Annotated in this window: 20 protein-coding genes and 1 pseudogene; 8 read left to right on the top strand and 13 right to left on the bottom strand. The window is 56.4% G+C overall.

Features of this window, described 5'->3' with window-relative positions; genetic code table 11:
* Positions 1–467 (bottom strand): annotated as a pseudogene (locus B5F94_RS11815) (HAD-IC family P-type ATPase); the annotation flags it as partial.
* A gap of 374 nt (positions 468–841) precedes the next feature.
* Positions 842–4,657, bottom strand: a complete 3,816-nt coding sequence (locus tag B5F94_RS11810; protein ID WP_087330351.1) for an acyl-CoA dehydratase activase — start codon at positions 4,655–4,657, stop codon at positions 842–844.
* A 166-nt stretch (positions 4,658–4,823) separates the two neighbouring features.
* Between B5F94_RS11810 and B5F94_RS11805 the strand changes: the two genes are divergently transcribed.
* From B5F94_RS11805 to B5F94_RS11780, 6 genes are all read left to right on the top strand, one after another.
* Positions 4,824–5,501, top strand: a complete 678-nt coding sequence (locus B5F94_RS11805) for a Crp/Fnr family transcriptional regulator (RefSeq protein WP_087330348.1) — start codon at positions 4,824–4,826, stop codon at positions 5,499–5,501.
* Positions 5,502–5,630: 129 nt separating this feature from the next.
* Positions 5,631–6,650, top strand: coding sequence for an ABC transporter substrate-binding protein (locus B5F94_RS11800; protein ID WP_087270366.1), 1,020 nt, complete (start codon positions 5,631–5,633; stop codon positions 6,648–6,650).
* On the top strand, positions 6,640–7,389 hold the full coding sequence (locus B5F94_RS11795; protein ID WP_087330346.1) for an ABC transporter permease: 750 nt from the start codon (positions 6,640–6,642) through the stop codon (positions 7,387–7,389). Before B5F94_RS11800 ends, B5F94_RS11795 begins: the two co-directional genes overlap by 11 nt.
* On the top strand, positions 7,383–8,069 hold the full coding sequence (locus B5F94_RS11790) for an ABC transporter ATP-binding protein (RefSeq protein ID WP_087270360.1): 687 nt from the start codon (positions 7,383–7,385) through the stop codon (positions 8,067–8,069). The genes B5F94_RS11795 and B5F94_RS11790 overlap by 7 nt, the downstream gene beginning before the upstream one ends.
* Positions 8,070–8,147: 78 nt before the next feature.
* The gene (locus tag B5F94_RS11785; RefSeq protein ID WP_087270358.1) at positions 8,148–8,477 is read left to right on the top strand and encodes a cupin domain-containing protein; all 330 of its coding nucleotides are present in this window, start codon (positions 8,148–8,150) and stop codon (positions 8,475–8,477) included.
* Positions 8,478–8,497: 20 nt separating this feature from the next.
* The gene (locus B5F94_RS11780; protein WP_006571821.1) at positions 8,498–8,842 is read left to right on the top strand and encodes a cupin domain-containing protein; all 345 of its coding nucleotides are present in this window, start codon (positions 8,498–8,500) and stop codon (positions 8,840–8,842) included.
* A 245-nt stretch (positions 8,843–9,087) separates the two neighbouring features.
* Here the strand turns inward: B5F94_RS11780 and B5F94_RS11775 are convergent, their stop codons facing one another.
* The 5 genes from B5F94_RS11775 to B5F94_RS11755 form a co-directional block, all read right to left on the bottom strand.
* The gene (locus B5F94_RS11775) at positions 9,088–11,181 is read right to left on the bottom strand and encodes a heavy metal translocating P-type ATPase (RefSeq protein WP_087330344.1); all 2,094 of its coding nucleotides are present in this window, start codon (positions 11,179–11,181) and stop codon (positions 9,088–9,090) included.
* 52 nt (positions 11,182–11,233) lie between these two features.
* Entirely contained in the window at positions 11,234–11,506 is a 273-nt protein-coding gene (locus B5F94_RS11770) for a DUF6110 family protein (protein WP_087330342.1), read from the bottom strand.
* A 168-nt stretch (positions 11,507–11,674) separates the two neighbouring features.
* The gene (locus tag B5F94_RS11765) at positions 11,675–12,595 is read right to left on the bottom strand and encodes a helix-turn-helix domain-containing protein (protein ID WP_087330340.1); all 921 of its coding nucleotides are present in this window, start codon (positions 12,593–12,595) and stop codon (positions 11,675–11,677) included.
* A gap of 110 nt (positions 12,596–12,705) precedes the next feature.
* The gene (locus B5F94_RS11760) at positions 12,706–13,128 is read right to left on the bottom strand and encodes a flavodoxin (RefSeq protein ID WP_006575242.1); all 423 of its coding nucleotides are present in this window, start codon (positions 13,126–13,128) and stop codon (positions 12,706–12,708) included.
* 44 nt (positions 13,129–13,172) lie between these two features.
* Entirely contained in the window at positions 13,173–13,724 is a 552-nt protein-coding gene (locus B5F94_RS11755) for a DUF3793 family protein (RefSeq protein ID WP_087330339.1), read from the bottom strand.
* Positions 13,725–13,986: 262 nt separating this feature from the next.
* Here B5F94_RS11755 and B5F94_RS11750 point away from each other — a divergent pair, with 262 nt between their 5' ends.
* Entirely contained in the window at positions 13,987–14,382 is a 396-nt protein-coding gene (locus B5F94_RS11750) for a metal-dependent transcriptional regulator (RefSeq protein ID WP_087388225.1), read from the top strand.
* Between the two features lie 197 nt (positions 14,383–14,579).
* Here the strand turns inward: B5F94_RS11750 and B5F94_RS16945 are convergent, their stop codons facing one another.
* The 6 genes from B5F94_RS16945 to B5F94_RS11720 form a co-directional block, all read right to left on the bottom strand.
* Positions 14,580–14,723, bottom strand: a complete 144-nt coding sequence (locus B5F94_RS16945; RefSeq protein ID WP_242956833.1) for a hypothetical protein — start codon at positions 14,721–14,723, stop codon at positions 14,580–14,582.
* A gap of 37 nt (positions 14,724–14,760) precedes the next feature.
* The gene (locus B5F94_RS11740) at positions 14,761–15,006 is read right to left on the bottom strand and encodes a heavy-metal-associated domain-containing protein (RefSeq protein WP_087330337.1); all 246 of its coding nucleotides are present in this window, start codon (positions 15,004–15,006) and stop codon (positions 14,761–14,763) included.
* A 6-nt stretch (positions 15,007–15,012) separates the two neighbouring features.
* Positions 15,013–15,699: a class I SAM-dependent methyltransferase gene (locus B5F94_RS11735; RefSeq protein WP_087330335.1), complete on the bottom strand. Its 687-nt coding sequence runs from the start codon at positions 15,697–15,699 to the stop codon at positions 15,013–15,015.
* Between the two features lie 184 nt (positions 15,700–15,883).
* On the bottom strand, positions 15,884–17,623 hold the full coding sequence (locus B5F94_RS11730; RefSeq protein WP_087330333.1) for an ABC transporter ATP-binding protein: 1,740 nt from the start codon (positions 17,621–17,623) through the stop codon (positions 15,884–15,886).
* On the bottom strand, positions 17,620–19,371 hold the full coding sequence (locus tag B5F94_RS11725) for an ABC transporter ATP-binding protein (protein ID WP_087270334.1): 1,752 nt from the start codon (positions 19,369–19,371) through the stop codon (positions 17,620–17,622). The genes B5F94_RS11730 and B5F94_RS11725 overlap by 4 nt, the downstream gene beginning before the upstream one ends.
* A 69-nt stretch (positions 19,372–19,440) precedes the next feature.
* Positions 19,441–20,061: a TetR/AcrR family transcriptional regulator gene (locus B5F94_RS11720; protein WP_006572682.1), complete on the bottom strand. Its 621-nt coding sequence runs from the start codon at positions 20,059–20,061 to the stop codon at positions 19,441–19,443.
* A 166-nt stretch (positions 20,062–20,227) separates the two neighbouring features.
* Here B5F94_RS11720 and B5F94_RS11715 point away from each other — a divergent pair, with 166 nt between their 5' ends.
* Positions 20,228–20,857 carry a TetR/AcrR family transcriptional regulator gene (locus tag B5F94_RS11715; RefSeq protein WP_006572684.1) on the top strand — a complete coding sequence of 210 codons (630 nt, stop codon included), beginning with the start codon at positions 20,228–20,230 and terminating at the stop codon, positions 20,855–20,857.
* The last annotated feature ends 50 nt before the right edge of the window (positions 20,858–20,907 follow it).

Below are 20,907 nucleotides of genomic sequence, written 5' to 3'. Positions count from 1 at the left end.
GAGGTGGCGGGCGGCAGAACACCGGCCACACCAAGGGCAATCAGGGCGCCGTTGAAGCCGATAACGAAGCGGTAGTTGGAGTGGATGCGCGCCATCAGCGCCATGGCGATCCGGCGCAGCTCTACCAGTTCCCAGAGACTATCGGCAGCGATGGTGATGTCCGCGATCTCCCGGGCGATGGCGGCGCCGTCGCTGATGGCAATGCCCGCATCCGCCTCGGACAAGGCCGGTGAGTCGTTGATGCCGTCGCCCACCATCAGGACAGTATGCCCCTCCCGGCGGAGCCGTGCCACATACTCCGCCTTGTCCGCCGGAAGGACTCCGGCACGGAAGTCATCCACTCCCACCTGGGCGGCAATGGCTGCGGCGGTGCGGTAACAGTCGCCGATGAGTATATCGGTGCTGGCGATGCCGTGGGACACCAGATACTCCACCTTGGAGTGGTACGCCTCATGTCGCAAACCACGAAGCTCGACTTCCTCCGCAATAGTTCCTACACAAACAACGCCGCCTGCGATTGGAAACTGGGATGGAATCTCTGGCAAGTGGATACCTAATTGACGGTGGCCTCACCTTCAAATACCGTTCAGCCCACGGGGATAATGCCGCTTGCTTGGACCTCTGTGGCATTTGCTGGCAGGATTGGGGCGTAGGGAACAGCACCTGACCTGAGCTGTGCTCCACCAGACACAATCCATATTCAGGGACATACATCGGGTCAAATCAACAACAGGTTTTTTCCTTCACCACTCCTCCGGTGCTTTTTCTACAGCCTCGGTCGATAAAAACAAAAGAGGCTTCTATAAACTGCCTGCACGGACAAAGGGTATGATTCTGGGGTTTATTTCAGGTAATAGAGGAAGGAGTTTAGGCGGGACCAGGCGCTCTCGTCCCAATCACTGTCCATGGCAAGATGTAAGTGGGGGATTCCACCCATTTCACCAGTCATATCCAACAGTGTTGCTGTGTTTTCATACCGGGGAGCCAGCGTCAGCACACCAGCCGATGTTCGGCCAAGTTCCCGTGCCTTGGCCAAACGGTACCGACCGTTGGCTCCGGCAAATCTCGGCAGCAGCTGATCCGCTGCAGTACGCATCCCCTCCGGATCTTTGGAGAAGCTGCTTCTCGCCCCCAATAGGCGCCCCAGTTCTGTCATTTGATCCGTCCAGGAAGCGGCTATGACACTTCCGGAATCTCGCCAGAGAAACCAGAGGTACTCGCTCAGGGGGGCACGATACAGAGGCCGGCCCTGCCTTTCCAGCGTTCCCAGCACCCCGTCGTTTAGAGCAAACAGCGTAAGGGGTTCTCCCACCGCGGCAAGAGGCTGGCTTTTGACAGGGATGCTTCCGATTTGCGCCGCCAACGTGCTCAGGCTGTCCCAATTTGGAATGTCGTCTGGACTTAGTGCGCTGCGCTGCTCAGGCGGGGCGCACAGTATGAGATCTCCTGCCAACACGGCTCGGAACAACAGGTCTGGATCTGGGATGTTCTCCGGCAAAGTTTCCAGTTCCGGGGAAACCAGTGTTACCCGCTCCAGTCCCCGGTTGGCAAGCACTGCCTCCACCGCCCACGGGTACTGGCCGTCGGCCTCCGCGCCTTGGGTGGAGGGAATCAGCATCTGAAAGGAATCGGATTCCTTCTCCGCTGCGTTCAGAATACCACCCAGTAATGCGGGGAAGGGAAGGTACTCTTTGGAACTGGTCTCCCCCCGGCCCAAAACCAGGGAAGTGCCGCCCAGAGGCATGGGATGGGTTTCCACATTCCATACCATTTCAGCATATTTCCTAAGATATGTGGTAAACGGCGGCAGATCCAAAACATATAAAGGGCCGTGGTTTGATTCTGGGATATCAACGACTTTGGTAGAGCAGTGTTCCACAGCTGTGAGCTGAAAGTGATCCGGCAGTGGCTGAGAGGAACGGCTTTCCAGACTCTGGAGAAATGCCTCGATGCGAGTAATAACGCCTACTGGTGAGAAGTGCTCATCCACTTCGATGTGCAGATAGGGTTTTTCGCCCATCTCCTTCCGGAACAGATAGGAGAGCATCGTATCCGGTCCGCAGCCGTGATTGGTGAGATAGACGGCGTACAGATTGGGGTGATGGGCCACGAGTTTCGCCCCGGAGAGGATGTGTTGTCCGAAGGGCCAGTACAGATTGGGGTAGTCCGCTGACAGATCCAGGTCGTGAGCAGGCAAATGGGAGAGAGTAATTACCTTGTGCCCCCGTTCCAGCAGCAGACGAGGGATTCCCATATTCAGCACCGGATCGGAAAGACCGTAGTTCCGGGTGATCAGTACAAGTACTCTGTCCTCAGGATTCAGAGAGGAAAGCAGTTCACGACCCTGCCGCTCTACTGCTGCTGTATGCCGGCGTACCGCTTGGGCTCCGGCCATCAGGGCAGGCAGACACCGCAGTTTGGGGATGCCAAGCTGTTTTCCAAGGCCCAGCATAGCTGATGCCATCGCTTCCTGCCCAAAGTCCAGATCGAACACAGGGTTGAGCAACTCAATGCCCCGCTCCTCCAGACGAAGGGCACGGGCGGCCAACTGAGGTGCGGTCTGCATATAGACACAGCCGTAGTTGTGCTCAACCTTGGAGGTCTCATGCCTCATGGTATGGATGGAGGGGAGAAAGATATAGTCAACACCGCGCTCTGCCAACCAGGCCATATGACCATGGATCAGCTTTACCGGGTAACAGGTCTCCGCCTGGGCTGTCTGTTGGGAGAGGCGTATGATCTCCTCGTTGGTAGACGGCGAGAGCAGTACATTGAATCCCAACTGCCGGAAGAAGGCATTTGCCATAGGAAAGAACTTGTGGATCATCAGGGCAAAAGGTACACCCACCGTTTTCCTTCCGGGGACAGGTGTTGGATCATAACCTTCCAACAGCAACCGTGGGCCACGCTGGTAAAAGGCGATGTTGCGTTGAATCTCCGCGGACAGGGCGACCTCCGCTTCCGGCTGCCTGTCGAACCCATGGAAGCGGGTAGGGCCTTTCTTGGATTCCAGTGCCAGCAGGGCGGCGCCGTGTGCTCCACTGATGGAGAAGCAGGGAGAGACTGTGAGCCGATCTCCAAATTCCTGGCGGAAAGCGGCCACGATGCCGGGGTTATAGGCCACACCGCCCTGGAGCACAATATGGTGTCCTACTGGCTTGCTCCCAACTACTTTGTGGAGATAATTTCGGACAATGGACTGGCACAAACCGGCTGCGACCTCTGCCTGGGTGGCTCCCTGTGCCTGGGCAGATTGGATAGCGGTCTCGATAAACACGGTGCATCGCTCTCCCAATTCCACAGGGGCCTTTGCAGTAAGTGCCAGGCGGCCGAAGTCCTTCAAAGGGATGTTCATGCGTGCGGCCTGCTCCTCCACAAAGGAGCCGGTTCCGGCAGCACAGATTTTGTTCATTTGAAAGTCTGCAACCTGCCCATTCTGAAGGGAGATGTATTTAGAATCTTGACCGCCGATCTCAAAGACGGTATCTGCTTTGGGCATACATTGGATGGCAGCTCTTGCCTGGGCTGTAATCTCATCTCGCACGGCATCCGCACCGATGAGCCGGCCGATCCGCTCTCGTCCGGAGCCAGTGACGCCAACTGCCAGAAGGGGAATCCGCCCAAAACGGGAGCGGATATTCTCCAGGCCCTTTCGCACCGCAGCCTCCGGGTCTCCGGCGGTGCGAAGATACTGGAAGTCCACCAGTTCTCCGAATTGATCCGTGAGAACCAGGTCTGTGCTGGTAGAACCTACATCAATGCCCAAAGCGCAGCCCTGTGGTGGGATATGGCCGGAAACAGGCGGATCAGATACAAAAACCTTGGGATCAGGCCCCAGTGGCTGACGACGGTGCAGCCGGTCTTCCGTGTTTGAATCCTGCCCACACAGAGAGGCCAGTAGTTCTCCCATGGAACAGGTGCCTGCCTCCTGAGCAGCCAGCGCAGCCCCGGCGGCGCCGGCGTAGAGGAAATTCTTCGGTAAAATCAATTCTTCTTCCGTGAGACCAAAAACATCCCGAATAGCCCGAAGAACCCCCGCATTGTAGCCAACTCCGCCGCATAAAGCCACAGGCTTCTCCACAGAAAGTCCCCGCACAATGACTGCTTTATAGTTGCGGACCATTGCGTAGCAGAGCCCCAGCAGAATGTCAGGAGTAGGCACTCCCTCCTGCTGTCGGTGAATGATATCCGTTTTGGCAAAGACAGCACATCGGCCAGAGAGGCGGGGAATGGAGCGAGCCTTTGCTACCAGTTCGGAATAGTCTTCGATCCGCAGGCCCAGCCGGGACATTTGGTCTTCAAAAAAGGAACCAGTGCCCCCGGCACAGTGTTCATTCACTGCAAATCTGGGGGGAGTGCCACAATCCAGAGCGGTGAGGAAACGGGCGCTCTGACTTCCAATTTCAATGACAGATTTCGCTTCCGGCGCCAGCAGATGGATGCCGCGATGGATGGCGGGAATATCGCCCAGAGTTAAAAGTCCGGGACAGACATCTAAAAGTCGATTTCCTATGCTTCCGGTAAGCATTACTGGATAGCCGCAAGCATTGCTATCCGCCTGCAGTAGTTCGCCGAGAAGTGCCCGAACTGTTTGAACTGCGGCACCATGATGCGCGGAGGATTTGAACCACAAAAGCTCCCTCTCCTGTGAGAGCATAGCCAGTTTGACAGTAGCAGTTCCGCAATCTAAACCGATCCCATTCATAGACAGCCTCCTTACATTGACATTTCATTGTCTAAGCAGTATAATAATGGTTAGTTATTGCTAACTATAAAGAAGCTTTTTGTTTTTGTCGGTTGCCACAGCAACACGGAGGGATCTCATGGGTTCGATTTTTGCGGCGATGCGCCGTTGCCAGCTGTTCGACGGTATTCCGGAAGAAAAGTATCAGAATGTTCTTAACTGCCTGCATGGAGAAGTGCGGGCAATTCCAAAGGACACAATTCTGCTGCGGATCGGTGATTGCCAAAAGCGCCCCGGCGTTGTTATGTCTGGCACCTTAAGGATCTCACTTTACAGCGAGGACGGAAATCTACTAACCATTGATCGCCTGAGTAGGGGGCGCGTGTTTGGGGAGACATTGGTCTGCTCCATGTCCCAAGACAGCCCCATTCAAATTGATGCCCTTAACGATACAGAGGTGCTCTATCTGGACTTTGACCCTTTGTTGCTGCAGCAAGAGAACGGGTGTCCATACCGGATGCGGGTAACCGCCAATTTGTTGCAGGAAATGGGAAGAGGAGCTTTATTCCTCAACCAGAAAATGCGTATGTTGGCACAGAACCGGCTTCGCAATCGGATTAAGGTCTATCTTCAAGGTTTGCCAGTTGCCTCCAATGGTGAGATACGCTTGGAGATGGGACGTGGAGAGATGGCGGACTATCTGTGTGTAGATCGCAGCGCCCTTTCCCGAGAACTGGGCCGAATGCAGAAAGAGGGTATTCTTACTTATCAGGGACAGGTTATTCAAATTTTGGACAGTAAGTTTTTAACCGCATAGACAGAAAAATCAGGGCTATCCGTTGCCATAGCAACGGACGGTCCTGTTGTTTTATGTAATAATCCTGCTTGTGGTTAGCTATGTCTAACCACAAGCAGGATTATATTGATTCAGATTGGAGGATCTCAAATGAAACGCACTCTTGCTTCCATCCTGGCTTCTGCTATGATGCTCTTTGCCCTGGCCGGTTGTGCCGGGGGCAATGCGCCTGCGGACAGCACCAACCAAAACGACACAGCAGAGGAATCCAGCCAGGCCGCCGAACCGATTACCATCTCTGTAGGCGTGCCCACTGCCCCGCCTGCTCTGCCGGTTCTTCACATGATGGAGGAGCAGCTGCTGGGGGAGAATGTGACAATTGACCTGAATGTGTGGAATGCCCCGGAAGAACTTCTGGCTATGGTCCAGGGCGGAGAACATGACCTGTACGCATTTCCCCTGACCGTGATATCCACCCTCTATAATAAGGGACTTGATGTACGTCTGATGAATGTGAACACCTGGGGCGTTACGTACTTTATGACCACCGATCCGAATTTCACAACCTGGAGCGACCTGGAGGGCAAGACGGTATATATTCCGCTTCAGTCCTCTCCTCCAGATGCGCTCACCCAGTATTTTATGAGTGAGGCCGGCCTGACGGTGGGTGAAAATGTCCAGGTGGTCTACGCCAGTACTGCAGAAGTAGCCGCCCTTTTGGCCTCCGGGGAAGCGGAATACGCCACCTTGATCGAGCCCCAGGTTACTTCCGCCATGGTACAGAATGAGAATGTGCGCCGGGCACTCAGCTTTGAAACCGAGTGGCAGCGATCCACCGGCACCGATACCATGATCCCCAACGCGGGCTTCGGCACCACGCAGACATTCCTGGACGAGAACCCTGAGCTGGCCGCCCAGTTCCAGGCCGCCTATGAGGAGAGCGTGCAGTGGGTGTTGGATCACCCGGCTGAGGCTGCTGCGCTGGCTGAGGAGTATCTGGGCATGAAAGCCGCAATTGTGGAGGCAGCGATTCCCAATATGGGCTTGACTTTTAAGAGTGCCCAGGACGCCAAAGAGGAACTGGATACCTTTTATAACCTTCTTTACAACTTTGAGCCCTCTATGATCGGTGGAAAGCTGCCCGATGAGGGGCTGTTCTATGCAGGGTAAGGCGGGACTGTGGTTCCGCCGTGCCTCGGGAGTGTGCCTGCTGCTGGGAGCCTGGCAGCTGGCATCTCTCTTTTTCCCGCCGCTGGTGGTGCCCCCCATTGCCCAAGTTCTTTCTACATTGGTTCGGTTGATGACGCAGTCGGATTTCGGAGCCACCATAGGAACAACGATCCTGAGGCTGATTGCCGGCCTGGCCATCGGTGTGGGCGTTGGCGCTGTTCTGGGGCTGTTGTTTGGCCTGTGTCCCAAGATAGAGGATGTGGGAACCCCACTGATCCATGTGCTCCAGGCCATTCCGCCCGTATGCTGGGTGGTTCTGGCACTGGTGTGGTTTGGATTTAACGGAAAGCCTTGCGTCTTCATCGTGGCCACAGCCACAGTTCCAACTGTGGTGATCAACCTCAGTCACGGCGTCCGCAGCGTAGATCCACAGCTGTTGGAGATGGCGCGCCTTTACCAATTTTCCCGCTGGAAGATGCTGCGCCATGTAACCCTTCCTTCTATCCGCCCTTATTTCCGCTCAGCGCTGGAAATCGTGATCGGAGGCGGATGGAAGCTGGCAGTTATGGGAGAGGTTCTTACTACAAACAGCGGAATCGGAGGAGCCATCACCACGGCCCGGCTCAACATCGAGCCCGATGCCATCATTGCCTGGTCGCTGCTGCTGGTATTGGGATGCTATCTCACACAAAGATTGCTGAGGATGGCTTTTTGTGGGAAAGAAGGTGTGACATGCTGAAACTGAGCGGAATCACCAAGTCCTATGACGGATTACCTGTCCTGTCTGACTTGTCTTTGACCCTTTCTCCGGGGGAGATCGTGGCTCTGATCGGTCCCTCCGGCTGCGGAAAGACCACGCTTCTTAACCTGATTTCAGGCCTGGCAACACCTGACACGGGTACCATCAAGGCAACCGATACTCGGCTGAGCTATATGTTTCAAAGTCCCCGCCTTCTGCCGTGGCGAACGGTGGAAGAAAACATCCGTCTGGTTCGTGAGGATGCTGAGCCGGAGGCTGTGCGTACCCTCATTTCGGATGTAGGGCTGAAAGGCTTTGAGGGATACTATCCTACGCAGCTCTCCGGGGGCATGGCCCGTCGATGTGCGCTGGCACGGGCCTTCCATTTCGGCGGAGAGTTCTTCCTGATGGATGAGCCCTTTCAGGGACTGGACTACGGCATTCGCATGGAGATGGTGAATATGCTTCTGGAGATCTGGAAGATCAAAAAGCCGGGCGTTCTGTTTGTCACCCACGAAATTGATGAGGCGTTGACCGTGGCCACCCGAATTGCTGTCCTGACACCCAGGCCAACCACCATTCAAACATGGATCACCCTGCCTGGCCGGGAAGGCCGGGATGCCTCGGCGCCGGAACTGACGGAGATCCGGCGGGAAATTATTGGTCGCATCACAGCCTGATCGTTGTTGCTGTGGCAATGGAATGATCCCGTTTCCTGGGGTATCATAAGGATAAAACGACCCATGGAGGTATGAGCAATGGACTTTTTACGCAACCTGCCCACACAGCAGCCCCAGCAGCTCACCCAGCTGATTCAGATTCAACCTGGCCGCGTGGTCAGTATGGCTATGAGCCGGCAGGAACACTGCCAAATGACTCTTTTGGCCTTCGGCGACGGAGAGAGTATCAGTGAGGAATGCTATTTTGGCGATACCCTCTACTACATTCTGGAGGGGGCGCTTTATGTCTCTGTGGGGGAGGACAGCCGCTGTCTTCAAACGGGCGATTGCCTGGCAGTTCCCGCCCATACCCCCCACGCAGTAGTTGCTCCGGATGGCTGCAAGCTGCTGCAGATCACGCTTTCATAATGATTTAGGAGGAATAACTCATGGAAACTCTGATTAAGAATGTCCCTCATGCGCAGCCCTTTGCCTTGAAGGGGCAAGTGGAATATGAAGGGGGTAAGGTTGTCAGCCTGACCCTGGCCCAACAGCCCGGTGCGGGGATCACCCTGTTTGCCTTTGATGCGGGTGAGGCCATTAGCACCCACGCTGCTCCCGGAGACGCTATGGCGACTATTTTGGAAGGAACGGCACAAATTACCATTGACGGCGTTCCCCACACCCTAAACGCAGGAGAAGCCATTATCATGCCTGCCGGCATCCCTCACGCAGTACAGGCGGTGACAGCGTTCAAGATGTACCTGGTGGTCGTGAAGACCCCGTCCTGCTGACAGAAAAAGAACGGACTCCATAGAAGCATTTTGACATCTGTGAAGCCCGTTTTTTATTCCAGTTCTGTCAGCAATTCGGCACACCCAGCATATCCAGCTCTGTGGGATCATGCGTGACAAGCAGCACGGTTTTTTCCATGCACAGGCGTTGGGTATATAGAGGCATGTATCAGGCAAATAATTACCTATTTAGAAAGAAGTAAAATAAGGAGAGGCGATCTCTGTAGATTGCCTCTCCTTATTCGTCATGGTGTATTCTTTTTGCTAAGTGGTAATGCACTCATACTCCGTAAGCTGACGCCCAGGGTGGAGAGATTGTGCAGCGTGGCAGAGGTGGCGGGCGGCAGAACACCGGCCACACCAAGGGCAATCAGGGCGCCGTTGAAGCCGATAACGAAGCGGTAGTTGGAGTGGATGCGCGCCATCAGCGCCATGGCGATCCGGCGCAGTTCCACCAGCTCCCAGAGGCTGTCGGCGGCAATGGTGATGTCCGCAATCTCCCGGGCGATGGCGGCGCCGTCGCTGATGGCAATGCCCGCATCCGCCTCGGACAAGGCCGGTGAGTCGTTGATGCCGTCGCCCACCATCAGGACAGTATGCCCCTCCCGGCGGAGCCGTGCCACATACTCCGCCTTGTCCGCCGGAAGGACTCCGGCGCGGAAGTCATCCACTCCCACCTGGGCGGCAATGGCTGCGGCGGTGCGGTAACTGTCGCCGGTGAGCATAACGGTACTGGTGATCCCCAGGGCGCGGAGGGCGGATATGACTTCCTTCGCCTCCTCACGTAGCAGGTCGGAGATGCAGATCACAGCGGCAAGCTGTCTCCCCACCGCCAGATACAGGTGGGAATACTCCGGCGGCAGGGCGTCAAAGCGTTCCTGCTCGCCCTCCGGAATGATGCAGCCCTCATCCTCAAAGACAAAGTGGGCGCTGCCGATGAGGACCCGCTCCCCATCTACGGTGCTGGCGATGCCGTGGGCCACCAAATATTCCACCTTGGAGTGGTACTCATCGTGACGCAGGCCCCGGCGCTTCGCCTCCTCCACCACGGCGTTGGCCATGGAATGTGGGAAGTGTTCCTCCAGGCAGGCGGCCAGCCGCAGCATTTCGGCTTCCTCCTTGGTGCCGAAAGATACCACCTGAGCCACCCGGGGGCAGGCGTGGGTCAGGGTGCCGGTCTTGTCAAAGACGATGGTATCGGCAGCCGCCACAGCCTCCAGGAATTTGCCGCCCTTGACGGTGATGTGGGCGCGTCCCGCCTCCCGCATGGCGGAGAGGACGGCCAGAGGCATGGCCAGCTTCAGCGCGCAAGAGAAGTCCACCATCAGCACCGACAGGGCTCGCGCCATATTCCGGGTGAGGGCAAAGCTGATGAGGCTCCCGGCGAAGGTATAGGGCACCAGCTTATCCGCCAGATTGGCGGCCTTGCTCTCAGCCTCCGACTTCATCTGCTCCGACTGCTCGATCATGTGGACGATCTGGTCATAGCGGCTCTGGCCGGAGGCTTGCTTCACTTCCAGCACACATTCGCCCTCCTCTACCACAGTGCCGGCATAGACCGCGCCGCCGGGGCGCTTGGGTACCGGGATGGACTCTCCGGTGAGGGACGCCTGATTGACGGTGACCTCCCCCTCCAGAACCAGACCATCCACGGGGATGATACCGCCGGCACGAACCACCACGGCGTCCCCCGGCTGGATCTGGGACACGGGGACCAGTACCTCGCCCTGGGCCGTGCGCAGCCAGACCCGATCCACATTTAAGGACATACACCGGGCCAGATCCGCCACGGATTTCTTTCGGGTCCACTCCTCCAGCAGCTCACCCACCTCCAGCAGAAACATGACCATTCCGGCGGTTCCGAAGTCCCTTCTGCAGGCAGAAATGGAAATAGACAGGGCATCCAGCAGTTCCACCTTGATACGGCGGCGCAGCAGGCAGCGCAGTCCTCTCCGCACAAAGGGGATCATGTGCCAGAGAATGCGGGCAATCCGCAATGGAGACGGGAGAAACAGGGTGCAGGCGGCCTTGCACACCACCTTTGCCACCAGCTTCTCCTCAAATTCCCGGTTCAGCGCCCGGCTGCTGTGGGCGGGCAGCGCGGTGGTCCGCTCCGCCTCCTGCCAGGAAAAATGCCGAATTTCGTTCAGCACGGCTTGGCGAGTCCCATCGTAGTACAGGATGACGCAGCAGGTTCGCTCATGGACGGTGACCTGCCGGCACCAGGACTTTCCCTGAATCCATGCCTCCAGCAGATCCGCCTGAGCGAGTGTCATTTGTTTTTGCCGCAGCCGGAACCGGATGCGCCCCCGGCTTTCGTGCAATATGGTTGCGTTCATAGGTTCCTCCTTCACGAAAAGAGGGAGCCGCTGGCGGCTCCCTCTGGGTCAATCAGCCTTCTTCGCTCTCCAGTTTGGCAGCGGCGGCTTCCTCCGCTTCCTTCGCAGCCCGGTCCTCATTCAGCTCCTTGGCGGAGGCCAGAATGTCCGCGGCGTTTTCCTGCACCGTGGTCACAGTCCCCATGACCGAATCCTTCATCCGCAGGCCGGCGGCCGTGACATGGACATAGGCTTTCTTGGCGTCCTTGCTGGACAGCAGCTTGATGCCAAAAGAACCAAACAACGCACCACCCGCAAAGCAGGCAAGTTTCGTATAAACGCTCATTGTGATCCTTCCTTTCCCTTATTTCCGTTTGTAGCCGGTGACCATGACCATGATCATGCAGATCACGGCGCCCCACGCCCAAAAACGATGCTGTTTCATCGCTGTCACTCCTTTGAATGCTTTGGAATGTCTGATTATTGTAGCAGAAACCGTGGGTGTTTGTCGCTGTCAAAACGGACGCAGAGTTGCGGTTTCCGACATTTTTCTGTACTGGCCGGGGGTCATGCCATACTCCCGCTTGAACGCTGCGTTGAACTGGCTCATACCCTCATACCCCACAGCCTGCGCAATTTGCTGAATGGGCATCCGGGTGGTGCAGATCAGCTCCTGTGCCCGACGGAGGCGCTGTTGAACCAAAAAGCTGTGAATCGGCATGCCATAGGCGCGGCGGAACCCTTCTTTCAAGAAGGTCGGGGAAAGCGAAAACTGTTTGCAGAGGAACGCAATGGTAAGCTTATCAGACAGATGCGTCTGGATGTATGCCTTGACTTCCAACAGACTGTGGGATACTGGGCAGCCTGAGCCGGAGAGAGAGCCATTCGATTCAGATACCTCGGTGCAGAGCAGATACAGCAGTTCCACCGACTTGAAAACACAGTAGCGTTCCTGCTCCTGCTCAGACAGATAGCGAACCGTTTCAAAAAATGACTGCGTCCAAGGTGTGCCGCACAGAGCCATGCAACCGTTCCTCGCCGTCATCTTCTCCTTGACGATCCTGGTGTCCAACCTCATCCCCAGGGTGGAGCAGACCGTCACAAGGCTTTCTTTTGCGGCTTTGGCGTCTACGGCAATCAAAACGCCGCCCAGGTTTCCGCTATACTGACACGAGCGGAGAGCGGAGCTGTCGGAGAGGAGGAAGATGGCCGGAGCATCCACCGTGTAGGAAGTACCCTGCAACGCTCGGACAGTAAGGCGGCCGGTCATGCAGAACAGCGCCTCAAACTGGAGCGGTGCGCCGCACACTGGGACAGACCGCAGAGGTTCCTGCTCCGGCTCCGGCAGGGAAAATCGGCAGATCTGCACCCCCGGCATACCGTGGCTCCAACGGCCTGTGCCGGAGTCCTGGCTCAATAAATATTCTTTCAGCATGATTTCTCACGACCTGTTTCTCTGGGTTCGGAATTGGTTTTACCTATGCTGACCGGGGAACCAGAGAGAAGGCAGGAGACAAGCACCTCCTGCCTTCTGCGGTGCTTTTGTCAGGCCAGCGATGCGCCCAGCTCGCGGCAGGCCGCCAGAGCGTCATCGTCCGGAGCTTCGTTGCAGATTACGCTCTCACAGGCCAGATTGGCGCCGTCGTCGTTGCAGCGGGACTCCCAGCTGCGCATCCATTCGCCGTCCCCCCAGCCGTAGGAGCCGAACAGAGCAATATTCTTCCCGCTCAGCCTGCCCTCACAGGCGGTGAACATAGGCTCGAACTCGCTCTCCTCCAGCTGCTCCGACCCCATGGAGGGGCAGCCGAAAGCGATGGCGGAATACTCGCCGACCTGCTCCGGTGAGAACTCTGCGGCGGTGATCACAGATACCTCGGCGCCCTTGCCCTTGGCGCCTTCAGCCACCGCCATGGCCATGGCCTCGGTGTTTCCCGTGCCGCTCCAATACACAACTGCAACTTTACTCATAAGACTCAACGACCTTTCTTTCTGGATTTGTTATGGTAGAAACATCAACCAGCCACGGTGAGCTGCTCGATGGATTTCCCTTGCTGCCACTGCCGGAAGTAGATTTTGCTGCACATCTCGTATTTCTCAAAGATATTTCTGGCGGCCTGTTCGTTGCCGTAGACCTTCCAGCAGCCCACGCATTTGTGATTGCACGCCCGATTGCAGATAAAACCCAGCACATCCTCCGGCGGATAGCTCAAAAACAGGCCGATCTCATGGGGGAATTCCCCCTCGCTCCGGAGCCGGTGGATCAGGTGAACCACACAGCCATTGGGGTTTTCCGGCACATAGCCGTATTTCAGAAGCAAGGCTCTGGCCCGCTGATCGGTCAGATCGCTCTCCAATGCATTGGGCCGGTAGGCATAGATCAAAGCGCGGCCTTTGCGAACCCGGAGCGGAAGGACGCGTATTCCTCTGGGAACCAGTTTCTTGTTCAGTCGACACAAGTCTCTCGTCAGATCCTTCCGGCTGGGGCAGGCACAGGAAAAGAGGTTTCCCGTCTTGATCCCGGCCAGGGTGGGAGAACAATGGCGAATCAGCAGATCCTCTGACATAGGCGTTTCCCTCACAAAATCATGTCCATGCGAAGACTGTACGGCGAAATAAAAAAACTGACAGTAAATGTAGTTAGCGATTGCTAACCAATGCGTTAAATATATAGCTGCCGCCTCTTGGTTAGCGGTAGCTAACTAATGCAATTATATACAGGACAAATTCGCTTGTCAAGAGGACGGATGGATTTTGTTGACAGAAAAAATGGCGCTTGTCGGACGCCTGTGTTATAATAAGCAAAACGCCCGTTTTTTGGAGGTTCCTATGGCGATTCACGAGTCTGGCCAGATGTATCTGGAAACCATCTATATTCTTTCACAGAACAGCACCTTCGTTCGAGCTATCGATGTGGGAGAGCAGTTGGGCTTTACCAAGCCCAGCGTCAGCAGAGCCATGTCCATTCTGAAAAAGGACGGATATGTGAATGTGGATGCTGACGGTGCGATCACCCTGACGGAGACCGGGCTTGCCATTGCTAAGACGATGTACACCCGCCACACGGTGTTGAGCCAGATGCTGATGGAATTAGGCGTGGACGAAGAGACTGCGACCGAAGATGCCTGCCGGATCGAGCATGTGATCAGCGAAAAATCCTTTGCGGCGGTGCAGGCGCACTTGGAGCAGGTAACGAAAATGCGGGAAGATGCGCACGGGCAATGAGCCTATGCAAATTTGGCGGACTTTGCTATCGAGCGGCAACGCGATAAGTGAATACCTGCCATTTGGCACGGAATATCAAATGCGGTGGAGCCTGGATATGGCCTCCACCGCATTTTATGTGATCTGCGCTTTTAAATCAGGAGCGACCTGCTGTGTAAGTTCACCGCCAAGCGCATCTGCTCCATAGCTCCAAACGCTTACGGCAGCTCATCCTTATGTGTCTGCTGGCTTTTCAAAACCTTTCGGGCGGCTTTTTTGATATTATGGCACACGCCAAGAATAGCGATGCAAAACAGCAGAGCCGCTAATCCATATCCAAACGACTGCATTGCCGTGTTCATATTCACGCCTCTTTTCTGACCGCTGCCGCCAATGAACTCAACCGAATAGTCCTCTTTTTTTATACGGCTCTTTCTGGATCGCTCCGACCTCATACCCCATGCCGCGAATGGCGTTCATGAGCACCTCCGTGTCCAGCTCTGTTTCAGAGAGGATCACGGTCTGGTTTTTGCTCCGGGAAGAACTCACCTTTTTGACCGGGCAGGCTTTGCGCACAGCGTCATTGACATGGGCCTCGCACATCCCGCACATCATTCCATTGACTTCCACTGTGTACTTCCACATGTTCTTTCACTCCTTCTTGACTTTTGGATCATCGAGCTGCGCGGACCGGAAGGTGGTCTGCCGTGCCGCGCTCCGTTCATCCGGGATCTTCCTGGCCATCAGGCAGCACAGCGGCGCCAACGAACTTCCGAGAAGTGGATGGCGAACGATGGAATAGCCGCGCTCGGACAGGTATGCCATCAGCTCCCCGGCAGTCCAGACATGATACACCCGAAAGCCTGAAAGCCCCATGAACCAGAGCCGGAGTCTGGCGCTTCGGCTTTTGCCCCAGACAAAGGTGGGGGCGAACAGCCATCCCCCCGGCTTCAGAACCCGCCAGGCTTCCGCCAGAGCTTTTTCCGGGTGAGGCATGACATGGAGGGCGTTGGAGATCACGACTGCATCGAAGCTCTCCGGGCCGTAGGGCAGCTTGGTAGCGTCCTGGACGGAGAAATGGAGCCGGGACGAATGCACCTGCTTTTTGGCCTGATGGATCATTTCAGCTGAAAAGTCGGTTGCCTCCCAGCTCCGGACACATGGAGACAGCGGCACGGACAGCTGGCCTGTTCCGCAGGCCAACTCCAGCACATCCATGTCCCGTTTCAGAAAAGGACGCATTGTTTTGCAGATCTGCTGATAGGTCGCCTGAGAGCGGCGCATGAAGCCGGCGTAATGCCGTGAAAACCGCTCCCAAAACTGCTTGTTGTCATCCATACAGTATGGTCACCTCAATAACGGTTAGTGTTTGCTAACCACATCATACTCTTTGTCGCATGAAATTGCAAGATGCCACTATATTGGATTTGTATGCCCCCCGGGATCAATCAAGGGAAGAAGCTGGAACGAAGAATGACCGGGACACGCATCCCGGTCATTCTTTTCTTTCGCGCCTCTGCCTTTACCGGCACCAACTGGTGGGATTGGAGCGGGCGGTGATGAAGCGGCGATAAATGCCCTCCTCCTCCATCAGTGTGTCGTGGGCGCCGGCCTGAACGATGCGCCCCTGGTCGATAACCAGGATCTCATCGGCGTGACGAATGGTATTGAGCCGGTGGGCAATGACCAACAGGGTCTTGCCCCGGCACAGTTGGGTGATGGCCTCCTGGATGTAGCTCTCATTGTCGGCGTCCACGCTGGCAGTGGCCTCATCCAGAATGACGATGGGAGCATCCTTCAGAATGCAGCGAGCAATGGAGATTCGCTGTCGCTCTCCGCCGGATAGGCTGGCTCCACCTTCGCCGATGACCGTGTCAAAGCCGTCGGGCAGTTCCATGATGAAGTCATAGCATCGGGCTTTTCTGGCCGCCTCATAGACCTCCTCCCGTGTGGCGTCTGTCCGTCCCATGGCGATATTGTTATAGACGGTATCCTGGAATAAGTAGACCCGCTGGAACACCATGGAGATCTGATCCATCAGATCAGAAAGAGGAATATCGCGGATATCCCTGCCCCGCACTAAGATTTGGCCCTGTTTGACATCCCAAAACCGGGAGAGCAGGTTGGCTACCGTACTTTTACCGCCGCCAGAGGGCCCCACCAGGGCCAGCATCCGGTTTTTCTTCAGTGTGAAAGAGACATCATGCAGTACCTCTTTCTCCCCGTAGGCGAAGGTGACATTTCGGAACTCCACCTCCGGGGCACCGCCGGCTTTGGGTAAGGTCTCCCGGCCCCGGTCAGGTAGTTCTGGCTGGGCCAGTACCGCCTCGATCCGGTCCATGCAGGCGTTCATCACCGTCAGGCGGGTGGCTTGGCTGTAGAGTGCCTTAATGGGGCCGAAGAGGTCAAAGACGAAGAGCAAGACACCCAGCAGGAAGGTGATGGAGAGCTGCCCACGGCCATAGAGCCAGAGTGACAGGGGGATTATCAGCACCGAGCCCAGACCGCACACCAGATAGAGGGCCCGCATCCAGGGAGCCTGGCTCTCCTCGAACTCGATGCTGACCTTGCGGCTCCGGGCGAAATTTTCGGTGAGTTGCTCGGAACGCTCTCCCAGCAGGTTGAAGGTCTTGGCAATACCAATGCCCTCCACATAGTCCAGCACTGCCCGTGTGAGAGCCTCGCTCTGCTCCTGTCGGACATCAGAGTGAGCCAGGGTGCTCCCCAGGGAAGCGCGGCCCAGCTGCCAAATGATCCCTACCACCACCAAGGCGGCCAGTCCCAGCCAGGGATTCAGGAAGGCCAGCCACAGCACAAGAATGGCTTGGGCAAAGGTATAGCTCATCATGTTGGCAATGTCGTGCATACAGTTCTCCTCAATGAACACCATGTCGGTGGACAGAACGGAACTGATTTTGCCGATGTTGCCCTCTGTGAAATAGCCCATGGGCAGGCGGCGCAGATGCCGTCCCAGCTCCATGCGCAGATCGGCGAATACCATATAGCCCGCCGCGGCCTGGAGCCGGTCGGCGATGTTCTGGCACAGGCACTCCAGCAGCACGCAGCCCACCGTGCCCACCGCCAGCCACAGGCACCACCGTGCCGTCATGGTTCCCTGGAGAAAAGCGCTCAGAGCCAGGAAGGACAGACCGATGGGGGCCTTGGACAGCATGGCCTTCAGGAACGCAAAGACAAAGGCCAGCTTGATCCGCCTCTGATAGGGGCCGGATACGGACAGGATTCGTTTCATCAGCGCGATCATGCCTCGTCGCCTCCTTTCTCCGCAGAGACACGCCAGGCAGCGGCTCCCTCGGCAGCCCGCCACAGTTTTTCATAGGCGGGGCAAGTCTTTCGCAATGTATCGTGGCGGCCGATCCCTGCCACATTGCCCTGATCCAGCACCACGATCTGATCGGCGCCTGCAATGGACTGAAGCCGGTGGGCGATGACGATGACCGTCTTGCCCCGGATCACCTCGGCAATGGCGGCGTTCATTTTCTCCTCATTCTCCGGGTCCAAAAAAGCGGTGGCCTCATCCAGCACCACGATGGGAGCGTCCTTCAAAATCGCCCGGGCCAGGGCTATCCGCTGCCGCTCCCCGCCGGAAAGCCCTTTGCCGCCATCGCCGGCCATGGTATAGATTCCTTTTTCCAGCCGTTTCAGAAACTCTCCGCATTGAGCCCGTTCCGCCGCCGCCAGCACCTCCTCGTCGGTGGCGCCGGGTCTTCCCAGCCGGATGTTCTCCAACAGGCTGGTGTTGAACAGGAACTGCTCCTGCGCGACGAAGGAGATCTGCTCATTCAGAGAGGCGAGGGACATCTCTCGCAGGTCTTGCCCCCCCAGCGTGATGCGTCCGTCCGTCACATCGTAAAAGTGGACCAGCAGCTTGGCAAGGGTCGACTTCCCGCTGCCGGATTCTCCCACCAAAGCAGTGAGGCTCCCCTGTGGGACAGAGAAGGAGATGCCGTGGAGGACTTCGTCCTTTTCATAAGAAAACCGCACATTCTCAAAGCGGATCTGCAAATCGTTTCCGTTGAAATCCGTTTTTCCTTCTTTCAGGGGCGGAATATTGAACAGAGATTCCATTTGGTCAATCTTGTAGCTCAGCTGGGGCAGCACCGACATAAAGTTCATGGCTCGGATCAGAGGCGGTCCCACGGAAAAAGACATACACAATACCAGCGCGTAATCCGGCAAGGTAGAGGCGCCGGTGAGTACCAGATAGCCGCCGGCTGGCAGCAGCACCAGCGCCACGCAGGGCAAAATGCTGGTGTAGAGGGCCATCCACAGCCAGCAGGCCCGGAACCAATCCAGAGTAAAATCACGGTAGTTTTTTACATCGGTCTCAAAGCGGTGATAGGACTCTCCGTCCCGGTTGAAGACCTTCACTACCTCCATGCCGTTGATGTACTCCACGATGGTGTTGTTCATTTTCTGCCCGGCGGCGTAGTAGTCTCCCATCTTGCTCATGCCGGAGCGGTACATCATGCCCATGGCCAGTACGCCCAGCGGAAGGGAGCAGAGGGAAAGCAGACCCAGCTTCCAGTCCGTGAGGAACATGGCCGCAAATACCACCACCGGCACCGCCAGATTGGACAACCCTTCCGGCAGGGCGTGGGCCAGCAGAAGTTCCATGCTCTCGATGTCGTCAATGAACATCTTCTTCCAGACGCCAACGCCCTTCTCCTGGATCGCGCCCAGGGGCTGCTTTTCCAGCTTGCTCTGGAGATGGAGCCGGAGGTTTTCCAAAGTATGATAGGCGGAACGGTGGGACAGTGCCAGCCCCTCCACATAGAGAAGGCCGTAGAGGACCATGCACAGAGCCATGGCCCCGGCGTTGAACAGGGTTTCCTCCAATGTGAGACTGCCCCCAGTCAGCAGGGGTCTCAGCAGGCGGTAGAGGAAGAAATAGGGCAGCACGCTCATGGCCACGCCGGCCACCAGTACCAGAATGGAGGCATAAGTCGTCTTCCGGTGGCGTCCAGTGTAGCGCAGGACTTTTTGAAACACAGTATCACTCCTTTTTAGTTAGTTATTGCTAACTTATTAGCGAGAAAAAAGCCTCCGCAGAGGCGTTTTTCATCCCTTGGGGAATCCCAGGGCAGCGTACCAGTCAAAGAGACGGCAGACCAAAGTGCAGTGGCGCTGGATCTCCGGCCAGGCGAAGGCGTGGATAAAGGGCTCGTAAATGGTGGTCCAGAAGGCGGACAGGACTACATGGAGCTCCTCCTGCGTCATATCCACAGTACACAAGCCCCGGCGTCTGGCCTCGGCGTAGTAGGTCCAGGTGCCTTCCGTCATTTTCTCCACCCAGTCGTGCTGGAAGTTGGCGTAAGCGGTGCCCTCCGCTCCGGTGAGCAGCAGCACAAAGCCATCCCGCCGCTCATTGAGAAAGCGGAACCACCACAGCATGTATTCCTCATCCATATACCACGCCCGGATCAGGTCTTCGTCGGAGAGGGCGGATGCCGGCACCGCCGTCCGCTCCTCATAAACAGCATCCAAATCCGCCACCGTATCCGCCACCACAGCGCGAAACAGTTCCTCTTTTCCGGCGTAACGCTTATAAAGAGCCCCGGTTGTCACACCCGCTCGCTGGCAGATGGATTTCAGGGAAGCCCTCTCAAAGCCAAGCGCCAGGAACTCCTCTCTGGCACTGTCCATGATCCGAGGGTCGATGGAAGTATCCGGTCTTGCCATAACACCCCTCCCGACAAATGATAATTTGATTACCGATAATCTGATTATCAATATAGCATCCCTTTCTGCCCCTGTCAAGGGGAAATCCTCTCTTGACAAACTCGCTCTTTGGTTGTATATTCAAAACATTGTTATAAAACACTGTTTTGAATTGTGAGGCGATACCATGGCAAAGCAGATCGAAGGGGTCTATGAAAATGTACTCCGCTGCGCCCGTCAGGAATTTTTGGAAAAAGGCTTTGCTCTGGCCTCCCTGCGGGACATCGCCAAAGCGGCGGGAACCAGCACCGGCTCCATCTATACCCGCTTTACTGACAAGGCGGGATTGTTCCGGGCCCTGGTGGAGCCTGCCGCGGGAGAGCTGAAGCGCCGTTTTTTGGAGATTCAGGAGTCTTTTCACCAGTTTGACGGCCCAACCCAGCAGGAGGAGATGGGGCGTTACACCGCCCATGCCCAGGAGGGACTGTTTGACTACATCTATGAGCACCTGCCGGAGTTTGAACTGCTACTCCGCCGGGCCGCCGGGACGGAATATGCCCACTATATTGACGAGTTGGTGGAGATCGAAGTCAGTTACACCTACAAATACATGGAGGTCATCGGCTGTGAGAGCGTCCGCTCCGGTCAGGTCACCGAGGACTTGATCCATATCGTTACCACCGCCTACTTCAACGGAATGTTTGAGCCGGTGCGGCACCGCATGGATAAGGCCCGGGCGCTCCACTATGTCCGCCAGCTCAACCGCTATCACATGGCAGGATTTGAAACGATTTTTCATCCTGAAAACTTCCGGTAGTGCAAAAGGCCGCTTTTCCGGCGGCCTTTTCATAGAACCAAAGGTTAGCA

Source organism: Flavonifractor sp. An4, assembly GCF_002161755.1.
Classification (GTDB): domain Bacteria; phylum Bacillota; class Clostridia; order Oscillospirales; family Oscillospiraceae; genus Flavonifractor; species Flavonifractor avicola.
Note: the sequence above shows the minus strand (reverse complement) of the source record. Positions and strands in the feature narration are given on the sequence as shown.